Here is a 16,097-nt window from a genome sequence, read left to right as displayed (position 1 = left end):
CCAGCAGCGCGGCATCGGGCGCGCCGGGGGCGGCGGCCAGGGCGGCATGGCCCGCCAGCGTGAGCGCGGCGGCGGCGGCGAGGGCAAGGCGGCGAAGGGGGTGCGGCATGTTGTCTCCTGATCTTGTAAGGCCCTCCAATGTATCGCTTGCGGTATATCGCGTGGAGGTTCAATATCGCCAATCCAAATGCCAATCCCGCCACCATGTCCGCCATGTCCGCACCGGCGTCGCCGCTTCACGTCAGATTGCTGTGGCTGCCCAACGCCATGCCGGGCCCGCTATTTGGCGCCGTCGATGTGCTGCGCACCGCGGCGGGCGTGGCCCGGTTGCAGCGGCCCGATGCACCGGCCCGCCTGACCTGGGAGATCGTCGGCGCCAACGGGCGCAGGCTGCCCACGCCGCTGCCGGGACTGATGCCGGCCGGACCGCGGCGTGCGGTTGCGCGCGATGCGCAGGTGCTGATGGTGGTGCCCGCGCTGATGGCGACGAGCGCGCCGCACCTGGGCGAGATTGCCGCCGCCGAGACAGCGGCGCAGCGGCTGATGATGCGCCACGCGGAATCCGGCGGCTGGATTGCATCGACCTATACGGGCATGGTGTTTCCGCTGATGCTGGGACTTCTCGACGGTGCGCGCTGCGGCGCGCCGTGGATGTTGCAGAGCTGGTTCGCCCAGCGCTTTCCCGCATGCGATCTTTACTCGGACGAACCGATCGGCGTGCACGGGCGCGTGTTTCACTGCGTGGCGCCGGCATTGCAGACCGAATTCATGCTGCGCGTGCTGGGCCATCTGCACGATCCCGATCTGGCGCAAACCGTGGCGCGGCTGCTGCTGCATCAGCACGAACGGCAGCAATGGATGCCGGAACTGGTGTCGCAACGCTGGCTGGGCAAAACCGCGGACAGCCCGGTGTATCGCGCCATCGGCTGGCTGCAGGCTCATGTGGGTGAGCCCTATCGCCTGCGCGCGGTGGCCGAGGCGGCGGCCGTCAGCGAACGCACGCTGCTGCGTCATTTCCGCCAGGTGACGGGCCGCACACCGCTCGACTACCTGCACATGCTGCGCGTGGAACGCGCGCGCATGCTGCTGGAAGTCACGCTGCATGGCACGCAGTCGATTGCCGAGGCGTGCGGCTACAGCGATGCCGCCGCTTTCCGTCGGCTGTTCGCGCGGGCCATGCAGATGTCGATGTCGGAATACCGTCAGCGGTTCGCGTTGCGCACGCGCCGCCGCTACTGGCGCATGGAAGACCACGCCGCGCGCGCAGCGGACGCCCGGGACGGCGTCTAGCCGCCGCGCACGGCGGTGGTGTTTGCGCGCCGCTAGCTACTCAGCGCGATGTGATTGATGACGTTTTCCACGCCGAGCACGTACCACACGTCGCGTTCGACCTGTCGGCGCGCGCCGTCGCTCGATGCGTAGCCATCGAGCGTGACCACGCGCCCTTCGGTACGCACGCGGATGCGCGCGTGATCGACGAACGGATCGGTTTCCAGCACCAGCCGGATCGCCTCGTTCAATTCGTCGTCGCTGTCGGCCTCGGCGGGCGCCACCACGATGTCGTTCACCACGCAGCGACAGCCGCGCGACCACCATGCCAGCACACCGGCCAGCCGCATATGCGACAGGCTGATCACCTGCCCGCTGAGCATCACGGTGCCGTCATGGACGGCCACCTCGATCCATCCGCTGCGTTCGCCCACCGCCTCGCGCACCGCCTCGAGCTGCCCTTTCACCTTTGCACAGAGTTTGCAGTTGCGGAAATCGATCGCATTGAGCAGACGCTCGCACACCGCCGCGCGCAGATCGCCGTCGCCCACGGCGGGGCCGCCATTGGAAATGCGCAGATGATCGATCACGGTGCTCACGCCTTCCACGCGGCGCAGTTGGGCCACCGCGCGCGTCTTGTCGACAATATCGGCGACATCGCCTTCCAGAATCAGTGCGCCGTCGGAAAGCCTCAGGTGAATCGTGGGATGCAGTGCGTGGCCCTGATATGGCACACGTGCCAACGCTGCACGCGCCTGCGTCAGGACCGCTTCGTTACTCAGCATGATGTGGTCTCCCCATTTGACGTGGAGATGAGTGGAAGCGCGCCTCTGCCCGCAGGCACGCATGGCGCGGCGTGGCGCTGCCATACCGCCTAGGCATTATAGGAATGCGCGTGCCGATAGCCACCGGCAGGGCCGGAATGGCGTCGGGCCGTGTTGCCGAACGCGCGTTTGGCGCCGTCGCATCCGTGCCTCATTGATTTGCGCACCCCCCGAACGGGTGATGCGTAGGCCCTACCGATAGAGGGTGTCAGCCGCATCCGTTGCCAACGATACTGACCGGCCAGCGGCCAACAGAGCCGGAACAACCGAGGTCAGCACAATGATTACAGTTTCCTTAGTCGGGTATTTCCTCGTATTTCTTGCTGTCGTCATCATGGCCGCGCGTTGGACCTACCTGAACCATCCCGCGCTGCGAGACGCCGATCACGCCTCGTGCGTGCGCGACGGGGCTTGCCCGCCCGGCAGCCCCGTGCCGCGCGACTGACCGCGCGCCAGCGCGGCATCGCGCGAGGGGGCGACGTGCAGCGCCCCCCGCACAGCGATTCACGCGGATCAGTCGGCGTGGATGCCGCGCTCGCGGATCAGTGCGCCCCACTTGGCGGTTTCGCGCGCCAGGTGCTCTTTCAGTTGCGCGGGTGTGCTGCCGATCGGTTCGGCGCCGATGCCCGCCAGCCGCTGCTGCACTGCGGGCTTTTTCAGCGCCTCGACCATCGCCTTGTTGAGCGTGTCGACCACGGGTTGCGGCGTCCTGGCCGGCACGAAGGCCGCAAACCACGGCGACAACTCGTAACCGGGCACACCGGCTTCGGCCATGGTAGGCACATTGGGCAGCGCCGAGGACCGCTTGCTGGTCGTCACCGCGATCGGCGTCAGCTTGCCGCTGTCGATATGCGGCTTGGCCGACGTGATGCTGTCGAACATGTAATCGACCTGTCCGCCCAGCAGGTCGGTCATGGCCGGGCCCGACCCCTTGTACGGGATATGCAGCAGATCCACATGGGCCATCGACGTGAACAGTTCGCCAGCCAGATGGATCGATGTGCCGTTGCCCGCCGACGCGTACGTGTACTTGCCCGGCTTGGCCTTGGCCGCGGCGATCACGTCGGCCACGGTCCGCGCCGGGTTTTTGGCCTTGTTGGCCACCAGCACGTTGGGCACCACCGCCAGCAGCGAGACCGGCGCGAAATCCTTGACCGGGTCGTAGCTGAGCTTGCCGTACAGCGCCGGATTCACGGCCATGCCGTTCGCCACGATGATCAGCGTGTAACCGTCGGCCGGCGCGCGCGCGACCATTTCTGCGCCGATGTTGCCGCCCGCGCCGGGACGGTTTTCCACCACGATGGCCTGTCCCAGCGTCCGTGACATCTCTTCGCCGAGCGTGCGCGCGATATTGTCCATCGCGCCGCCAGCGGGGAACGGCACCACCCAGCGGATCGGACGATCGGGATACGCGGCGTGGGCCGGCGCAGCGGCGAACAGCAGCGATGCGGACAACGCGAGGGCAGCCGGCACACGCGCCGACCATTGCAGCAAGGACATCTTTGTCTCCATTCCTGTTTTTTACGAATTCGGTGCGAGTGTCAGGCCGCGCGGCGGTAGTGCGCGAGCTTGTCTTCGTCGATGGCCAGCCCCAGCCCGGGGCCTTGCGGTAGATGCAACGCGAAATCCTTGTACGTGGGCCGCGCGACGACAATGTCGTCCTTCACGAGCAGCGGGCCGAACAGTTCGGTGCCCCAGGCCAGTTGCGGCAGCGTGCAGAAGCCGTGCGCGGCGGCAATCGTGCCCACCGCGCCCTCGAGCATCGTGCCGCCATACAGCGCGATTCCGGCGGCATCGCCGACGGCCGCGGTGCGCAGCATGCCGAAAATGCCGCCCGACTTGGCGATCTTCAGCGCAAACACGTCGGCCGCGCCCAGGCGCGCCAGTTCCATCGCGTCTTCCGGGCCGGTCACCGCTTCGTCGGCCATGATCGGCACCACGAACCGCGCGGCCAGGCGCGCCAGCGCGGCGCGGTGCTCGCGCGGCGTGGGCTGCTCGATCAGGTCGATGCCGGCGGCTTCGAGCATCGCGATACCGGTAGCGGCCTCGGCCTCGTTCCATGCCTGATTGACATCGACGGTCACGCGCGCGCGATCGCCCAGCGCGCGCTTGATGGCCGACACGTGCGCCACGTCGTCGCGCACGGCGCGGCGGCCGATCTTGAGCTTGAACGTGTTGTGGCGGCGTTCCGCAAGAAAGCGCTCCGCCTCTTCGATATCGCGCCCGGTGTCGCCACTGGCAAGCGTCCACAACACCGGCAGCGTGTCGCGCACGGCGCCGCCCAGCAACGTCGCCAGCGGGACGTTGAGCCGCTTGCCCTGCGCATCGAGCATGGCCGATTCCAGCGCGGACTTGGCGAAGCGATTGCCGCGCGCCACCTTGTTCAGGCGCGCCATCGCCCCGTGCACGTTGGTCGCGTCCTGCCCCACCAGCGCCGGCGCCAGATAGGTGTCGATGGTCAGCTTGATGCCTTCGGGGCTTTCGTCGCCGTACGACAACCCGCCGATCGTCGTGGCCTCGCCGATGCCCTCCACGCCGTCGCTGCAGCGCAGCCGCACGATCACCAGCGTCTGCTGCTGCATCGTGGCCATGGCCAGCTGGTGGGCCCGGATGGTCGGCAGATCGACCAGGATGGCCTCGATGGCCGAAATCGTTGCTGTCATACCTTTTCCATGCAAAGACATATCGTGGAACGAGTATGTACCTTGACTAGATGCGCGTCCAAGACCGAAGATGTCTGAATTCATACCTGTTGGGTATGCCTGGATCGTCGCCACGCTTTTTCGCACACCGCTGAAAACCCGCCATGGAACTCCGCCACCTTCGCTACTTCCAGACCGTCGCCCAGGAACTCAATGTGACGCGCGCGGCAGAAAAGCTGCATATGGCACAGCCGCCGCTGTCGCGCCAGATCCGCCAGTTCGAAGACGAAGTGGGCGTGGCGCTGTTCGATCGCGTCGGACGCGGGCTGAAGCTGACGGAGGCTGGCCGGTTCCTGCTGGAACAGTCGCTGCAGTTGACCCAGCGGCTAGAAGAAACGCTTGAAGGCACCCGTCGCATCGGGCGGAACGAAAAGCGCTGGTTCGGCATCGGATTCGTGCCGTCGGTGCTGTATGGCGTATTGCCGGAGCTGATTCGCGAATTGCGCGGTGACGACAGCCAGGTGGAAGTGGGCCTTACGGAAATGATCACCGTGCAGCAACTGGAGGCGCTGAAATCGGGCCGCATCGACCTCGCGTTTGGCCGACTCGCGTTCCACGACTCGGCGATCGTGCAGCAGGTGGTGATGGCCGAGACGCTGGTGGCCGCAATACCGGCCGCGTCACCGGTGCCCGGCGCGCCGCTCGACGCCGCTGCGTTGGCGCGCCAGCCGCTGATCCTGTACCCGGCGCGGCCGCGTCCCAGCTACGCCGATCATGTGCTGTCGCTGTTCCGCGCGCAGGGCCTGCAGCCGCGTGTGGTGCAGGAGGCCAATGAATTGCAGACCGCCTTGGGGCTTGTGGCAGCGGGGCTCGGCATCACGCTGGTGCCGGCATCGGTGCAGCGGCTGCACCGCGACGATGTGCGCTACGTGCCGATCGACGCCCCTGGCTTCGGATCGCCGGTGATCATGAGCTATCGCGCCGGGGACACGTCCGCGCACTTGAAGCGCGCCATCGCCTGGGTCAAGGCGCGCGGCGCGCAGGGCTGACGCATCGGCCGCCCTTACGTCGCCCTAATGCCGCCCCTACGCCGCCTGCGCCGATGCAGGCCTCGATTTGGCAGCGATCCGGCGCGCTTCCTTGCGGCGGCCGTACCAGCCGCCCACCACCAGCAGCAGCGCCACCGCGACAATGTCCCCGCCAAGCGCCACGGGCCGCGCGGGCCGTCCGCCGGCGAAGCCGTAGGTCAGCCCCTCGATGCCAACCGACACCACGGCGCCGAGCACAAAGCAGAACAGGCTGTGGCGTCCGATCTGGACCACCGGCCCCATGAAGCGCGCCAGCCATTCGACCCACCCCGCGCGGATCGCCAGATAGACCAGCCACGCCAGCCCCAGGAAGCTGACCACGCGCAGCGCGGCCAAACTCTGCTTGGGCAGCGGAAACACCATCGACGGCAGCCATGCCGGCAGCCACGCCTCGTACAGATGCGGGCGCATCCACAGATAGGCCGCCGCCATGCACAGCAACGCCACCACCAGCGCTCCGATGGTGAACGCGCGGCGCACGATGGCCTGCTGCGGCAGCACGAAATCGGGCCGCAGGCGCGCCAGCAGACCCATGCCGAACATCAACTGCCAGGCGAACGGATTGAAGCTCCAGCCACGCGGTTCGCTGCTGGGCAGCAACGGCAGCAGCGTCGGCGACATGATCCACAACGCCACGCTCGCGCACGCGAAGGCCAATGGCTGTGCGCGCGCCCAGCGGATCGACAGCGGGGCCAGGCCGATAAACACCGCGTACATCGGCAACACGTCGGAGACGAACGGCTGACGCACCAGGCCGATCACCTGCAGCAGCGTGGCCAGCGGCTGCGCCATGAAGTCGGGCGCTTCGGTGGCGCGCACGGCCGGCGCGGGCACCTTGCATAACGCCAGCACCAGACCGAACAGCAGCATCAGCACACCGGTCAGCACGAAGGCCTGGTAGATCTCCCAGCTGCGGCGGCGCAGACGTTTGCGCGCGGCGCTGGCGCCGTCGCGCGCTTCCATCGCCAGATAGGCCGCGCCGGCCGAATAGCCGGCCAGAAACACGAACACCTCGGCGGCGTCGAACAGTTGGAAATTGCGGATCGTGTAGTCGGCCAACACACTGCCGTTGACGTGATCGACCACGATGAAAAGCAGCGCGATGCCGCGAATCAGATCGACCTCGGTGCGCCGCTGGTTATTGTTCACTGCGTTCACTGGCGTACATCCCAAACGGTGCCCGCGGCGAGACAGCCGCGCGGCAACTCAATGGGGACGAATTTTACCGTGCTATCAGGGTTCACCTTGTATGGCTATGTGTCAGTGCGTTACAGGCGCGTGAAGCGACCTAGCGGTTGCGGTATCAAGTGCTGTACGCCTCATGCACCAGCGACAGCATGCGGCGTCCGGCCGCCACCACCGACTTGTCGTGCGTGGTCTGCGAGCGCACGATCATGCCCTCGACGCAGATCAGCGCCTGAGCGGCCACGGCCTGCGGATCGGCCAGGCCCAGCTCGCGGGCGATCGCCGCGATGAAATCGTGCAGCGACGCCTTGTGCGCCACGGCCTGCTCCAGCAGACGCGGATCCTCGCCCGCGCCCCCGCCGGTTTCGGCCACCATGTTGATAAATGAGCAGCCCCGAAAATCGTCGCTGCCGAACCACTCGCCAAGCGTATCCGCCAGCACATCGAGGTTGCGCCGCCGCGCCAGCCGGGCGCGCACGCCGGCCTCGAACCAGTTCATCCAGAATTCGTGGCGGCGCTGCAGATACTCGAAGATCAGGTCGTTCTTGGACGCGAAATGCCGGTACAGCGACATTTTGGCCACGCCGGACTCCGCAATGATCCGGTCGATCCCCGTGGCGCGATAGCCGTCGCGATAGAACAACCGGGCAGCGGTATCGAGAATGCGGTCGCGAGCGGAAAGCGTGGGCATGGCGGGACAAGCGGGTTGGCACATTGACCCGGCCATTATAGTAGACAGATCTGTCTTACCCGCAGAATCCCCGCCGTGTGCCGATATGCGCGCAGTGGAGTGCGTCGGCGCGAAAAAAGGCCGGGAGCGATGGGTTCGCGCCCGGCCTCTTTCGATAGAAGCGGCTTGGGCCTTGCTGGCGCAAGGCTCGCGTCAGGCCGCAGCCTGCAACTGCGTCAACTGCGCCTCGGCGTCGCGCAAGGCGGTGCGCAAGCCCTCCTCGACCACCGGGTGGTAAAACGGCATGGCCAGCATCTGCGCGATGGTCAGGCCCTGCTGATACGACCACGCCAGCAGATGCGCGATATTTTCGGCGCGCGGGCCTATCCATTCGGCACCGAGGAAGCGCCCCGTGGCGGCATCGGCATAGACGTGCATCAGCCCGCGATTCTTCAGCATCACGCGGCTGCGGCCCTGGTCTTCGAAGCTGACCTCGCCGGTGACGAAACTGCCCGGCGACAGATCCGCGAAGCGCTTGCCGACCATCGCGATCTGCGGATCCGAAAACACCACGCCAAGCGGCGCGCGGCGGGCCAGCGGGCGCACATCGGGCCAGTTCGCAGCGTTCTCGCCAGCGATGCGGCCTTCGTCGGCGGCTTCGTGCAGCAGCGGCAGCACATCGTTGGCATCGCCGGCGATAAAGACAGGCGCGTCGCCACACTGCAACGTCGCGGCATCGAACACCGGCACACCGCTGGCATCGCGTTGCAGCGCGGTATTCTCAAGCCCCAGCCGATCGACGTTCGGGCGGCGCCCCGTCGCGGCCAGCACGTATTCGAAGCGCTCGGTCACGGGCTGCCCCGCGGCATCCTTGAACGTGATCACGGCTTCGTCACCGTCGCGCTGCATGCCGGTGACTTCCGCATCGGGCATCAACGCGAATTCGCGATTGAACGCCGCGGCGGCATAGGCGCGAATCGCCGGATCGCTGAGCGGCCCCACGCCGCCGCGTACGCCGAATACGCGCACCCGCACGCCCAGCCGCGACAGCGCCTGCCCCAGTTCCAGACCGATCACGCCAGGCCCGAACACCGCCACGCTCTTCGGCAGGTCATCCCACGCAAACACGTCGTCGTTGACGATCAGGCGGTCGCCAAACACTTCGAACGCGGCCGGAATCGCGGGACGCGACCCGGTGGCGATCACCACGCGCGCCGCGCGCACCACGGTGTCATCGCCCACCTGCAGCACGGTGTTGTCGATGAATTGGGCAAACCCGCGCAGACGGTCCGCATCGGGAATGTTTTCCACGCCACGCACCACGAAGCCGACGAAGCGGTCGCGCTCGCTGCGCACGCGCTGCATCACCTCGCGGCCATCGATGCGGATATTGCCGTCGACATGCACGCCGAATGCCGATGTGTGGCGCGCCTCGTGGGCGGCTTCCGCGGCGGCGATCAACAGCTTCGACGGCATGCAGCCGACGCGCGCGCAGGTGGTGCCATACGCGCCGCCTTCGATGATTACGGCGCGCTTGCCGGCCGCAATCGCCGCGCGGTACGCAGCCAGCCCGGCGGTACCGGCGCCAATCACTGCCACATCGGTCTGAATCGTCTTCATGTGCGTTTCCTGTTCAACTTCTGGGTCAATTCAATCAACGGACGGGATGGCACCGCGCTGCAAACCATCGCGCAGGACGGTGCCATCGGATCCGGCGACTGCCGGGTGCTTCGCCGCGCCGCGGCGCGGGGAGATGCGGGGGAATCGGGTGCCCAGGACACCGGCCGGGGGAGCCGGGCCCGGGCGGGGGAATCAGCGCGCCAGGTATTGTTCGAGCGCTTCGGCGCCGCCAATCAGCTTGCCGTTGATGAACACCTGCGGGGCGGTCATGTTGCCCGACACCGCGCCCAGCACCTTGCCGCGGATCTTGTGTTCCAGCGGCACGTCGATGTATTCGAAGCCGTTGTCCGACAGCAGTTGCTTGGCCTTGGCGCAGAACGAACAGCCAACCTTCGAGAACACCACCACCTGGTCGGGCTTCCTGGCGTTCGGCGCGATGTAGTTGAGCATCGTGTCAGCGTCCGACACCTTGAACGGGTCGCCCGGCTCTTCCGGCTCGATGAACATCTTGTCGACCACGCCGTCTTTCACCAGCATCGAATAGCGCCAGCTGCGCTTGCCGAAGCCGAGGTCGGTCTTGTCGACCAGCATGCCCATGCCGTCGGTGAATTCGCCGTTGCCGTCCGGAATCATGACGATGTTCTCGGATTCCTGATCCTTGGCCCATTCGTTCATCACGAACGTGTCGTTGACCGACACGCAGACGATCGCGTCGACACCATGCTTGGCAAACACGGGCGCCAGTTCGTTGTAGCGCGGCAGGTGGGTCGACGAGCAGGTGGGCGTGAAGGCGCCCGGCAGCGAGAACAGCGCGACGGTCTTGCCATCGAACAGTTCCGCCGTCGTCACATTCTTCCACTCATTGTTTTCACGCACACGGAACGTGACGTTGGGGACGCGCTGACCTTCACGGGATTGCAACATGGGTAAGACTCCTTGGGGTGAGTGAGGCGCCACGTGTTGTGGCGATGGAGTGCATTCTCCCGGTCTCAATGTGATTCGTAAAATTCATTGTTTCAACCGACGCGATTGAGAATTACTATTATCAGGTGGCGTGTTTCGATTGATAAATCCTATCAAGTCGACAATGCGTCGCTTCCACCGAAACGGCGTCAATCGCTATCATGCGGGCACACAAAAACCATCGAGGGACAACACCCCATGACCCGCCTGCCCGTACGATTTTCAGCACGATTCCCAGTGGCGACCCTGCTGGCCACCGCGCTGTTTGCCGCCCAATTCATTGCCCCGTTCGCTTCCACGGCGCACGCCGCGACCATCGCCAAGCCCGAGCTCGACCAGCTCGTGGCCAGTGCCACGGCCCACCCGCCTGCCAGCTTCCAGACGTTCCTTGACGCCGCCGTAAAGGCCGATCCGCGCCTGGCCGCGTCCGTGCGCGCATACCGCGCCAAAAAACCGCTGCAAGGCGACGACCTCACCAACATCGGCCGGCTGCTGGGCATCTACAACCGCGTGCACAACCATCAGGCGGTGCTCGACAGCATCGGCGAAATGGTGGCGCTGCGCACGGTGCGCGACGACAAGGTGCCGCAGCACGAAAACCCGGCCATCGTCGACTTCGGCAAGCTGGTGGAACGCATGGCGCGCGATTTCGGCCTGCAGTTCCGCAACGTGGACAACCGGGTGTTCGAAGTAACGCTGCCCGGCCAGGGCAAGGAAACCTTCGGCATCCTGACGCACGCCGATGTGGTGCCCGTGGTGGCCGACGAATGGGTGCTCGACGACGGCACGAAACTCGATCCGTTCAAGGTCACGCGCGTGGGCGACTACCTGTATGGCCGCGGCACCATCGACGACAAGGGATCGATCGCTGCGGCGCTCTATGCGATGAAGACCGTGCGTGAAAGCGGCGTGCCGCTGGCGCGCACGATCCGCCTGATGATCGAGACCACCGAGGAAACCGGCGGCGACGGCATGAAGTACTACCGTGAAAAAACCGCGCTGCCCGAATACAACATCGTGCTCGACAGCAAGTATCCGGCCGTCGTGGCCGAGAAGGGATCGGGCGCGCTGACGGTGCGCTTCGCGAACCAGGCGGTCGACGGCAAGCAGCCGGCCATCGTGGCGATGAGCGGTGCCGCATCGGCCAACGCGATCCCCCAGACCGCCACCGCGCGCATTGCCGGCGGCGATCCCGACGCGGTCGCAGCCGCGCTGGACAAGGCGCGCGCCGGCTTTATCGCCCAGCACGCCGCGCAGGGCCGCTTCACCATCGACGTTGCGCGCAATGGCGATGCGGTCGACGTCAAGGTCAATGGATCGTCGGCACATGGCTCGCGTCCCGAGGAAGGCGTGAATCCGCTGCCGAGGCTGGCCATGTTCCTGCAGGCGTCGGGCGTGACGTTTGCCGACAACCAGTACGCCCGCGCCACACGCTACCTGACCGACCTGTACGGCACCGGCTACCTCGGTGAACGACTCGAGGTCGGCTATCGCGATGACTTCATGGGCCCGTTGACGATCTCGCCGACGCTGATCCGCGAGCGGGACGGCAAGCTTGAAGTCACGGCCAACGTGCGCATGCCGCGCGGATCCACGCCGGATGCCCTGCGAGCAAGCATCGCCAAGCGCATCCAGGCGTGGGCCGCATCGACCCACACCGCGCTGGAAATCGACCATGTTCAGGGCGACTGGATGGCACGCGATCCCAAGGGTGCGTGGCTGGCAACACTGCTCAGCGTGTACGGCGACACCACGGGCCTGGAGGCCAAGCCGGTGCCGACCGCCGGCAGCACCACGGCCAAGCTGATGCCCAACGCGATCAACTTCGGGCCAGCGATGCCGGGCAAAAAGTACACCGCGCACAACGCCCGCGAATACAAGGAAGTTGCCGACCTGAACCTGGACATGCAGATGTTCACCGAGATGCTGGTGCGCGTGGGCAATCTGAAATCCATGCAGTAACGGCCCCCGGCGCGTCCCTGCGCCGTCGCCTTCCGCAACCTTCCGCAGCCCCGCCATGCCGCACGCATGCGGGCCTGCCTGGCCTGCGCAGCAAGCGGAGGACGCGCCGCGTCACAGACCCAGATCGCTCAGGCCAGGGTGATCGTCGGGGCGGCGTCCCAGTGGCCAGTGATATTTGCGATCGGCCTCTCGGATCGGCGCGTCATTGATGCAGGCAAAGCGGCGACGCATCAGCCCGTTCTCATCGAATTCCCAATTCTCGTTGCCGTATGACCGGAACCAGTTGCCCGAGTCGTCGTGCCATTCATAGGCGAAGCGCACCGCGATGCGGTTGCCGTCATGCGCCCATAGTTCCTTGATCAGGCGGTAATCGAGTTCCTTCTGCCACTTGCGCGTCAGGAAGGCGACGATCTCGTCGCGGCCGTTGACGAACTCGGCGCGATTACGCCACGCGCTGTCCGGCGTATAGGCCAGCGAAACGCGCTGCGGGTCACGCGTATTCCAGCCATCCTCGGCCGCGCGCACTTTGGCGGCGGCAGTCTCGCGCGTGAACGGGGGCAACGGCGGACGAACTTCGGCTTGGGTCGACATCGGGACGGCTCCTTGCGGGATGAAAAGACGGGTCAATGTTGGGATCCGATCCGCCAGCATGGCCCCATCACACCAGTGAAAGACAGCGTGAGAGACGCAGGTAGACAGATCTGTCTCATAGTGTTGGGTAGACAGATCTGTATGTCAAGAAAAACGTGTCGTGGCGCGCCGAGCGCCGCGGGCAACGCGGCCCATCGAATCGCTCAAAGGCGCTGGCGATTGAAGCCCGATTCGCGCGCCAGCACGATCGCCTGGGAGCGGTTCTCGACTTCGAGCTTCGAGAAAATACTGGTGATGTGATTGCGCACGGTCTTTTCGCAGAGGCCCAGGTGCGCCGCGATCTGTGCGTTGTCGCGGCCCTGTGCGATCAGCACGACGATGTCGCGCTCGCGTCGCGTCAGCGTGCCGAACGCGGGATCGCTCTGCGGCTCCGGCGCCGGCAGAAACGCGCGCACTTCGTCGATCCAGCGCTGCCACGCCGGTTCGGTTTCCAGCAGCAAATGATTGCCGCTGTCGAGCGGCACAAAGCGCGCATTGGGAATCATGCTGGCGATCAGACGCCCTTCGTCGAACGGCACGCGCGCATCGCGTTCGGCATGCAGCACCAGCGTTGGGCAGGTGACCTGCGGCAACAGCTCCACCACGTCGATATCGTTGAAGATGCGCATGAAGCGCGCCGCGTTCGCTGGCGACGTGGACACGCGCTCGAGTTCGTTGAACCAGCGATGTTGCTCGGCCGTGCCGCCGGGGATGAACTGCGTGGTGAAGAACTGCCGGAACGCGGGGTTTTCCTGGCCCCAGCCGATTTCGGCCAGCCGGATCATCAGTTCGGCCTCTTCGCGCTTGTCTGGCCCCGGATCGCGCTTCAGGCGCCCGCGCGCATAGCCGCCGTGCAGGATCAGATGGCTGACGCGCTGCGGATGCGCCACCGCATACGCCACGGCAATCGAGGCGCCCTGCGAGATGCCGAGCAGCGCGAAGCTGTCGACGCCCATCGCGTCGACGATGGTTTCAAGGTCGCGCAGCCAGGCGTCGAACGACAGGTCGTCGACGTGGCGATCCGACAGGCCGCAGCCGCGTTCGTCGTAGCGGATCAGCGTATGCCCGTCCGACAGCGCGCACAGCATGTGGCTCCAGACCGGGCTGCCAACGTCGAACTCCAGATGACTCATCCAGTTCGCGGCCTTGACCAGCGGCGGTCCGCTGCCCGTGATCGCATACGCCAGGCGCACGCGGTCCAGGCTGGTGCATAGACGGATCTGCTGCTTGAGCATCGGCATGGGTGGGTCGTGCACGGGGCAGGATACGAGCGCCGCAGTGTGCCGCTGGTCTGCGTCAGGCAGAGGCTCACCGCGTGCAGTCGTGCCGGGCGACTCACCTATCTTAGACAACGTTCCCCACCGGGCGGACATCGACGCTGCAAGTCCGTGCCGCAAAGTGCGGAACGCCAGACGCGGCGCATGAGGGACGCGCCGGATGCGGTACACCACGATGGCGCCTCGCAAGAATGCATGGCGGCCGTTGCGCCGCACGTCGTGCAAAACGCAACGGCCGCTTCGTCACTGCGATGGATCGATATCAGGCCGCGCGCAATGCGCATTCGCCTGCGCTGCCAACGTTACGCGCGCCGTCGGCGTAGGGATCGCGCGGGCCGATCCGGCCACCGCCGTCGCTATACGGATCGCGCGGTCCCATTCGCGCGCCGTCGGTGTACGGATCGAAGGCGCCCTGCCTGCACGCTGACTTGCTCGCGTGCTGCGCCGATCCGTTGGATGGAATGAACACTTCGCTCCATGCCCCGGCTTGCGCAGCCTGCGTGAGGCCAAAGGTCATTGTGGAAGCAATAAAAAGGATCCTGGCAAGATTCGTACACATCTCGAAAACTCCAACATGAACTCCAATCGAAAACAAAAACGGACGGCAGTGCCGATCCGTGGAGTCATTGTCGGCAGCAATGCGCGATGCGGCCTGAGGCGGACGTCCCGGTTCGCCAGGTATGCGGGCAAGAAAGTCCCATGCACATAGGACGACGGTCCCGTGCAGCGACTAAACGACCGGCGCGCGCGGGGGGCCGCGTGGCGCATTTCAGGCGAGGAACGGTTGCCGATCGCCCTGTCAGCGTAGCGCCGCGCGTAAACCCTCGCCAAGGACGCATGTCCCGCCTGTCGGGCATCGCCGGCAAAGAAAACGATTGCATTCGGGACACTGGTCTCACGCATCGATGGCGTGATCGGCCCAGTATCGGGCCCACGTCCTCCCTGGGACGTCTTTCACGTATCGAGGAGTTTCGCAATGCAAGCTGTATCCCTTTCTGCCGACACACAACGCTATGCCCGTTGCATCGCCGCATCCCGCCGCATCCGCTGGGACATCGACCAGGATGTGATCCGTGGCCGTACGCTCGACCTGGCGCACAAATTCCTGCCCGACGGTCTTTCGCTGGTGGACGAACTACCGTTCCTGAGCGCATCCGAACAGCGCTTCCTGAGCCAGGTGCAGGGCCGCACCTACGCCAACATGTTCGGTCTGGTGGAACGCTTCGTCAGCGCCAAGGTGCTGGACCTGACGCGCCAGCATGCGCTGGGCGATCAGGTTGCGCTGGAGGCATTGATCCGCTTTTCCGATGAGGAACTGAAGCATCAGGAACTGTTCCGCCGCATCGAACGGCTGGCTGCGCAGGACATGCCCGCGGGCTACCGCTTCGAGGCGCAGCCCAACGATGTGGCCGGCTTTGTGCTGGGCAAACGCACATGGGCCGTGCTGGCCGTGATCTGCCAGCTGGAACTGTTTTCGCAGGCGCACTATCGCGCCAGCATTGGCATCGCGCCCGATCTGTCGGCGCTGTTCAAGGACGTGTTCCTGTATCACTGGCGCGAGGAATCGCAGCACGCGATTCTCGACGAACTCGAATGGATCAGCGAAAACGCGCGCGTCAGCCACGCCGAGCGCGACGCCGCGGTCGACGACATGATTGCCATCGTGGGCGGATTCGATGCGGTGGTGCAGGCGCAGGCGCGCGCCGACACCGAGTACTTCATGCGCGTGATCCGCGGGACGCAGGACGCGCCGCGTGCGGTCGAGGTGGAGGCAGTGGTGCTGAAGGCGTATCGCTGGACGTACATCGTGTCCGGCATGTTCGAGCCGCGCTTCTGCCAGCTGCTGGATGCGATGACCGACGATGCGCAGAAGGTCAGGCTGCAAACGGCGATGTCACCGTTGATGTACGCGGTGCCCGCCAGCGGCGCGCCGCAACCGGCGATGGCGGCATAGTGCGATTGAGAAC

Annotated in this window: 15 protein-coding genes; 5 read left to right on the top strand and 10 right to left on the bottom strand. The window is 65.8% G+C overall.

Annotated elements, in window-relative coordinates; translation table 11 throughout:
• Positions 1-204: 204 nt before the first annotated feature.
• Complete coding sequence (locus F7R19_RS17655) at positions 205-1,290, top strand: GlxA family transcriptional regulator (protein ID WP_407648932.1); 1,086 nt, start codon at positions 205-207, stop codon at positions 1,288-1,290.
• Between the two features lie 32 nt (positions 1,291-1,322).
• Here the strand turns inward: F7R19_RS17655 and F7R19_RS17650 are convergent, their stop codons facing one another.
• Positions 1,323-2,054: a BON domain-containing protein gene (locus F7R19_RS17650; protein WP_061957046.1), complete on the bottom strand. Its 732-nt coding sequence runs from the start codon at positions 2,052-2,054 to the stop codon at positions 1,323-1,325.
• Between the two features lie 319 nt (positions 2,055-2,373).
• Here F7R19_RS17650 and F7R19_RS29790 point away from each other — a divergent pair, with 319 nt between their 5' ends.
• Positions 2,374-2,538, top strand: a complete 165-nt coding sequence (locus F7R19_RS29790) for a hypothetical protein (protein WP_170292606.1) — start codon at positions 2,374-2,376, stop codon at positions 2,536-2,538.
• Between the two features lie 68 nt (positions 2,539-2,606).
• Here the strand turns inward: F7R19_RS29790 and F7R19_RS17645 are convergent, their stop codons facing one another.
• On the bottom strand, positions 2,607-3,593 hold the full coding sequence (locus F7R19_RS17645; protein ID WP_223506189.1) for a tripartite tricarboxylate transporter substrate binding protein: 987 nt from the start codon (positions 3,591-3,593) through the stop codon (positions 2,607-2,609).
• 41 nt (positions 3,594-3,634) lie between these two features.
• Entirely contained in the window at positions 3,635-4,756 is a 1,122-nt protein-coding gene (locus F7R19_RS17640) for a muconate/chloromuconate family cycloisomerase (protein WP_150981442.1), read from the bottom strand.
• A 143-nt stretch (positions 4,757-4,899) separates the two neighbouring features.
• On the opposite strand from F7R19_RS17640, the gene F7R19_RS17635 reads away from it, so the two are divergent.
• Positions 4,900-5,784, top strand: coding sequence for a LysR family transcriptional regulator (locus tag F7R19_RS17635; protein ID WP_150981441.1), 885 nt, complete (start codon positions 4,900-4,902; stop codon positions 5,782-5,784).
• A gap of 36 nt (positions 5,785-5,820) precedes the next feature.
• Here the strand turns inward: F7R19_RS17635 and F7R19_RS17630 are convergent, their stop codons facing one another.
• The 4 genes from F7R19_RS17630 to F7R19_RS17615 all read right to left on the bottom strand — a co-directional run bounded on the left by F7R19_RS17630 (position 5,821) and on the right by F7R19_RS17615 (position 10,222).
• Positions 5,821-6,981 (bottom strand): OpgC domain-containing protein, encoded by a 1,161-nt coding sequence (locus tag F7R19_RS17630; RefSeq protein WP_150981440.1) that lies wholly within the window; start codon positions 6,979-6,981, stop codon positions 5,821-5,823.
• A gap of 145 nt (positions 6,982-7,126) precedes the next feature.
• Positions 7,127-7,699, bottom strand: a complete 573-nt coding sequence (locus F7R19_RS17625) for a TetR/AcrR family transcriptional regulator (RefSeq protein ID WP_061957051.1) — start codon at positions 7,697-7,699, stop codon at positions 7,127-7,129.
• 192 nt (positions 7,700-7,891) lie between these two features.
• Entirely contained in the window at positions 7,892-9,298 is a 1,407-nt protein-coding gene (locus tag F7R19_RS17620) for a dihydrolipoyl dehydrogenase (protein WP_150981439.1), read from the bottom strand.
• A gap of 192 nt (positions 9,299-9,490) precedes the next feature.
• A complete protein-coding gene (locus F7R19_RS17615; RefSeq protein ID WP_150981438.1) occupies positions 9,491-10,222 on the bottom strand; it encodes a glutathione peroxidase in 732 nt (243 codons plus the stop codon).
• A gap of 237 nt (positions 10,223-10,459) precedes the next feature.
• Between F7R19_RS17615 and F7R19_RS17610 the strand changes: the two genes are divergently transcribed.
• Entirely contained in the window at positions 10,460-12,223 is a 1,764-nt protein-coding gene (locus F7R19_RS17610) for a dipeptidase (protein WP_150981437.1), read from the top strand.
• A gap of 111 nt (positions 12,224-12,334) precedes the next feature.
• Here the strand turns inward: F7R19_RS17610 and F7R19_RS17605 are convergent, their stop codons facing one another.
• The 3 genes from F7R19_RS17605 to F7R19_RS30210 form a co-directional block, all read right to left on the bottom strand.
• The gene (locus F7R19_RS17605; protein ID WP_150981436.1) at positions 12,335-12,814 is read right to left on the bottom strand and encodes a nuclear transport factor 2 family protein; all 480 of its coding nucleotides are present in this window, start codon (positions 12,812-12,814) and stop codon (positions 12,335-12,337) included.
• A 203-nt stretch (positions 12,815-13,017) separates the two neighbouring features.
• On the bottom strand, positions 13,018-14,094 hold the full coding sequence (locus F7R19_RS17600) for an alpha/beta fold hydrolase (protein WP_150981435.1): 1,077 nt from the start codon (positions 14,092-14,094) through the stop codon (positions 13,018-13,020).
• A gap of 298 nt (positions 14,095-14,392) precedes the next feature.
• Positions 14,393-14,647: a hypothetical protein gene (locus tag F7R19_RS30210; RefSeq protein WP_061957057.1), complete on the bottom strand. Its 255-nt coding sequence runs from the start codon at positions 14,645-14,647 to the stop codon at positions 14,393-14,395.
• Between the two features lie 459 nt (positions 14,648-15,106).
• On the opposite strand from F7R19_RS30210, the gene F7R19_RS17590 reads away from it, so the two are divergent.
• Entirely contained in the window at positions 15,107-16,084 is a 978-nt protein-coding gene (locus F7R19_RS17590; protein WP_150981434.1) for a hypothetical protein, read from the top strand.
• The last annotated feature ends 13 nt before the right edge of the window (positions 16,085-16,097 follow it).

It is taken from the genome of Cupriavidus pauculus (assembly GCF_008801835.1).
GTDB lineage: Bacteria > Pseudomonadota > Gammaproteobacteria > Burkholderiales > Burkholderiaceae > Cupriavidus > Cupriavidus pauculus.
Note: the sequence above shows the minus strand (reverse complement) of the source record. Positions and strands in the feature narration are given on the sequence as shown.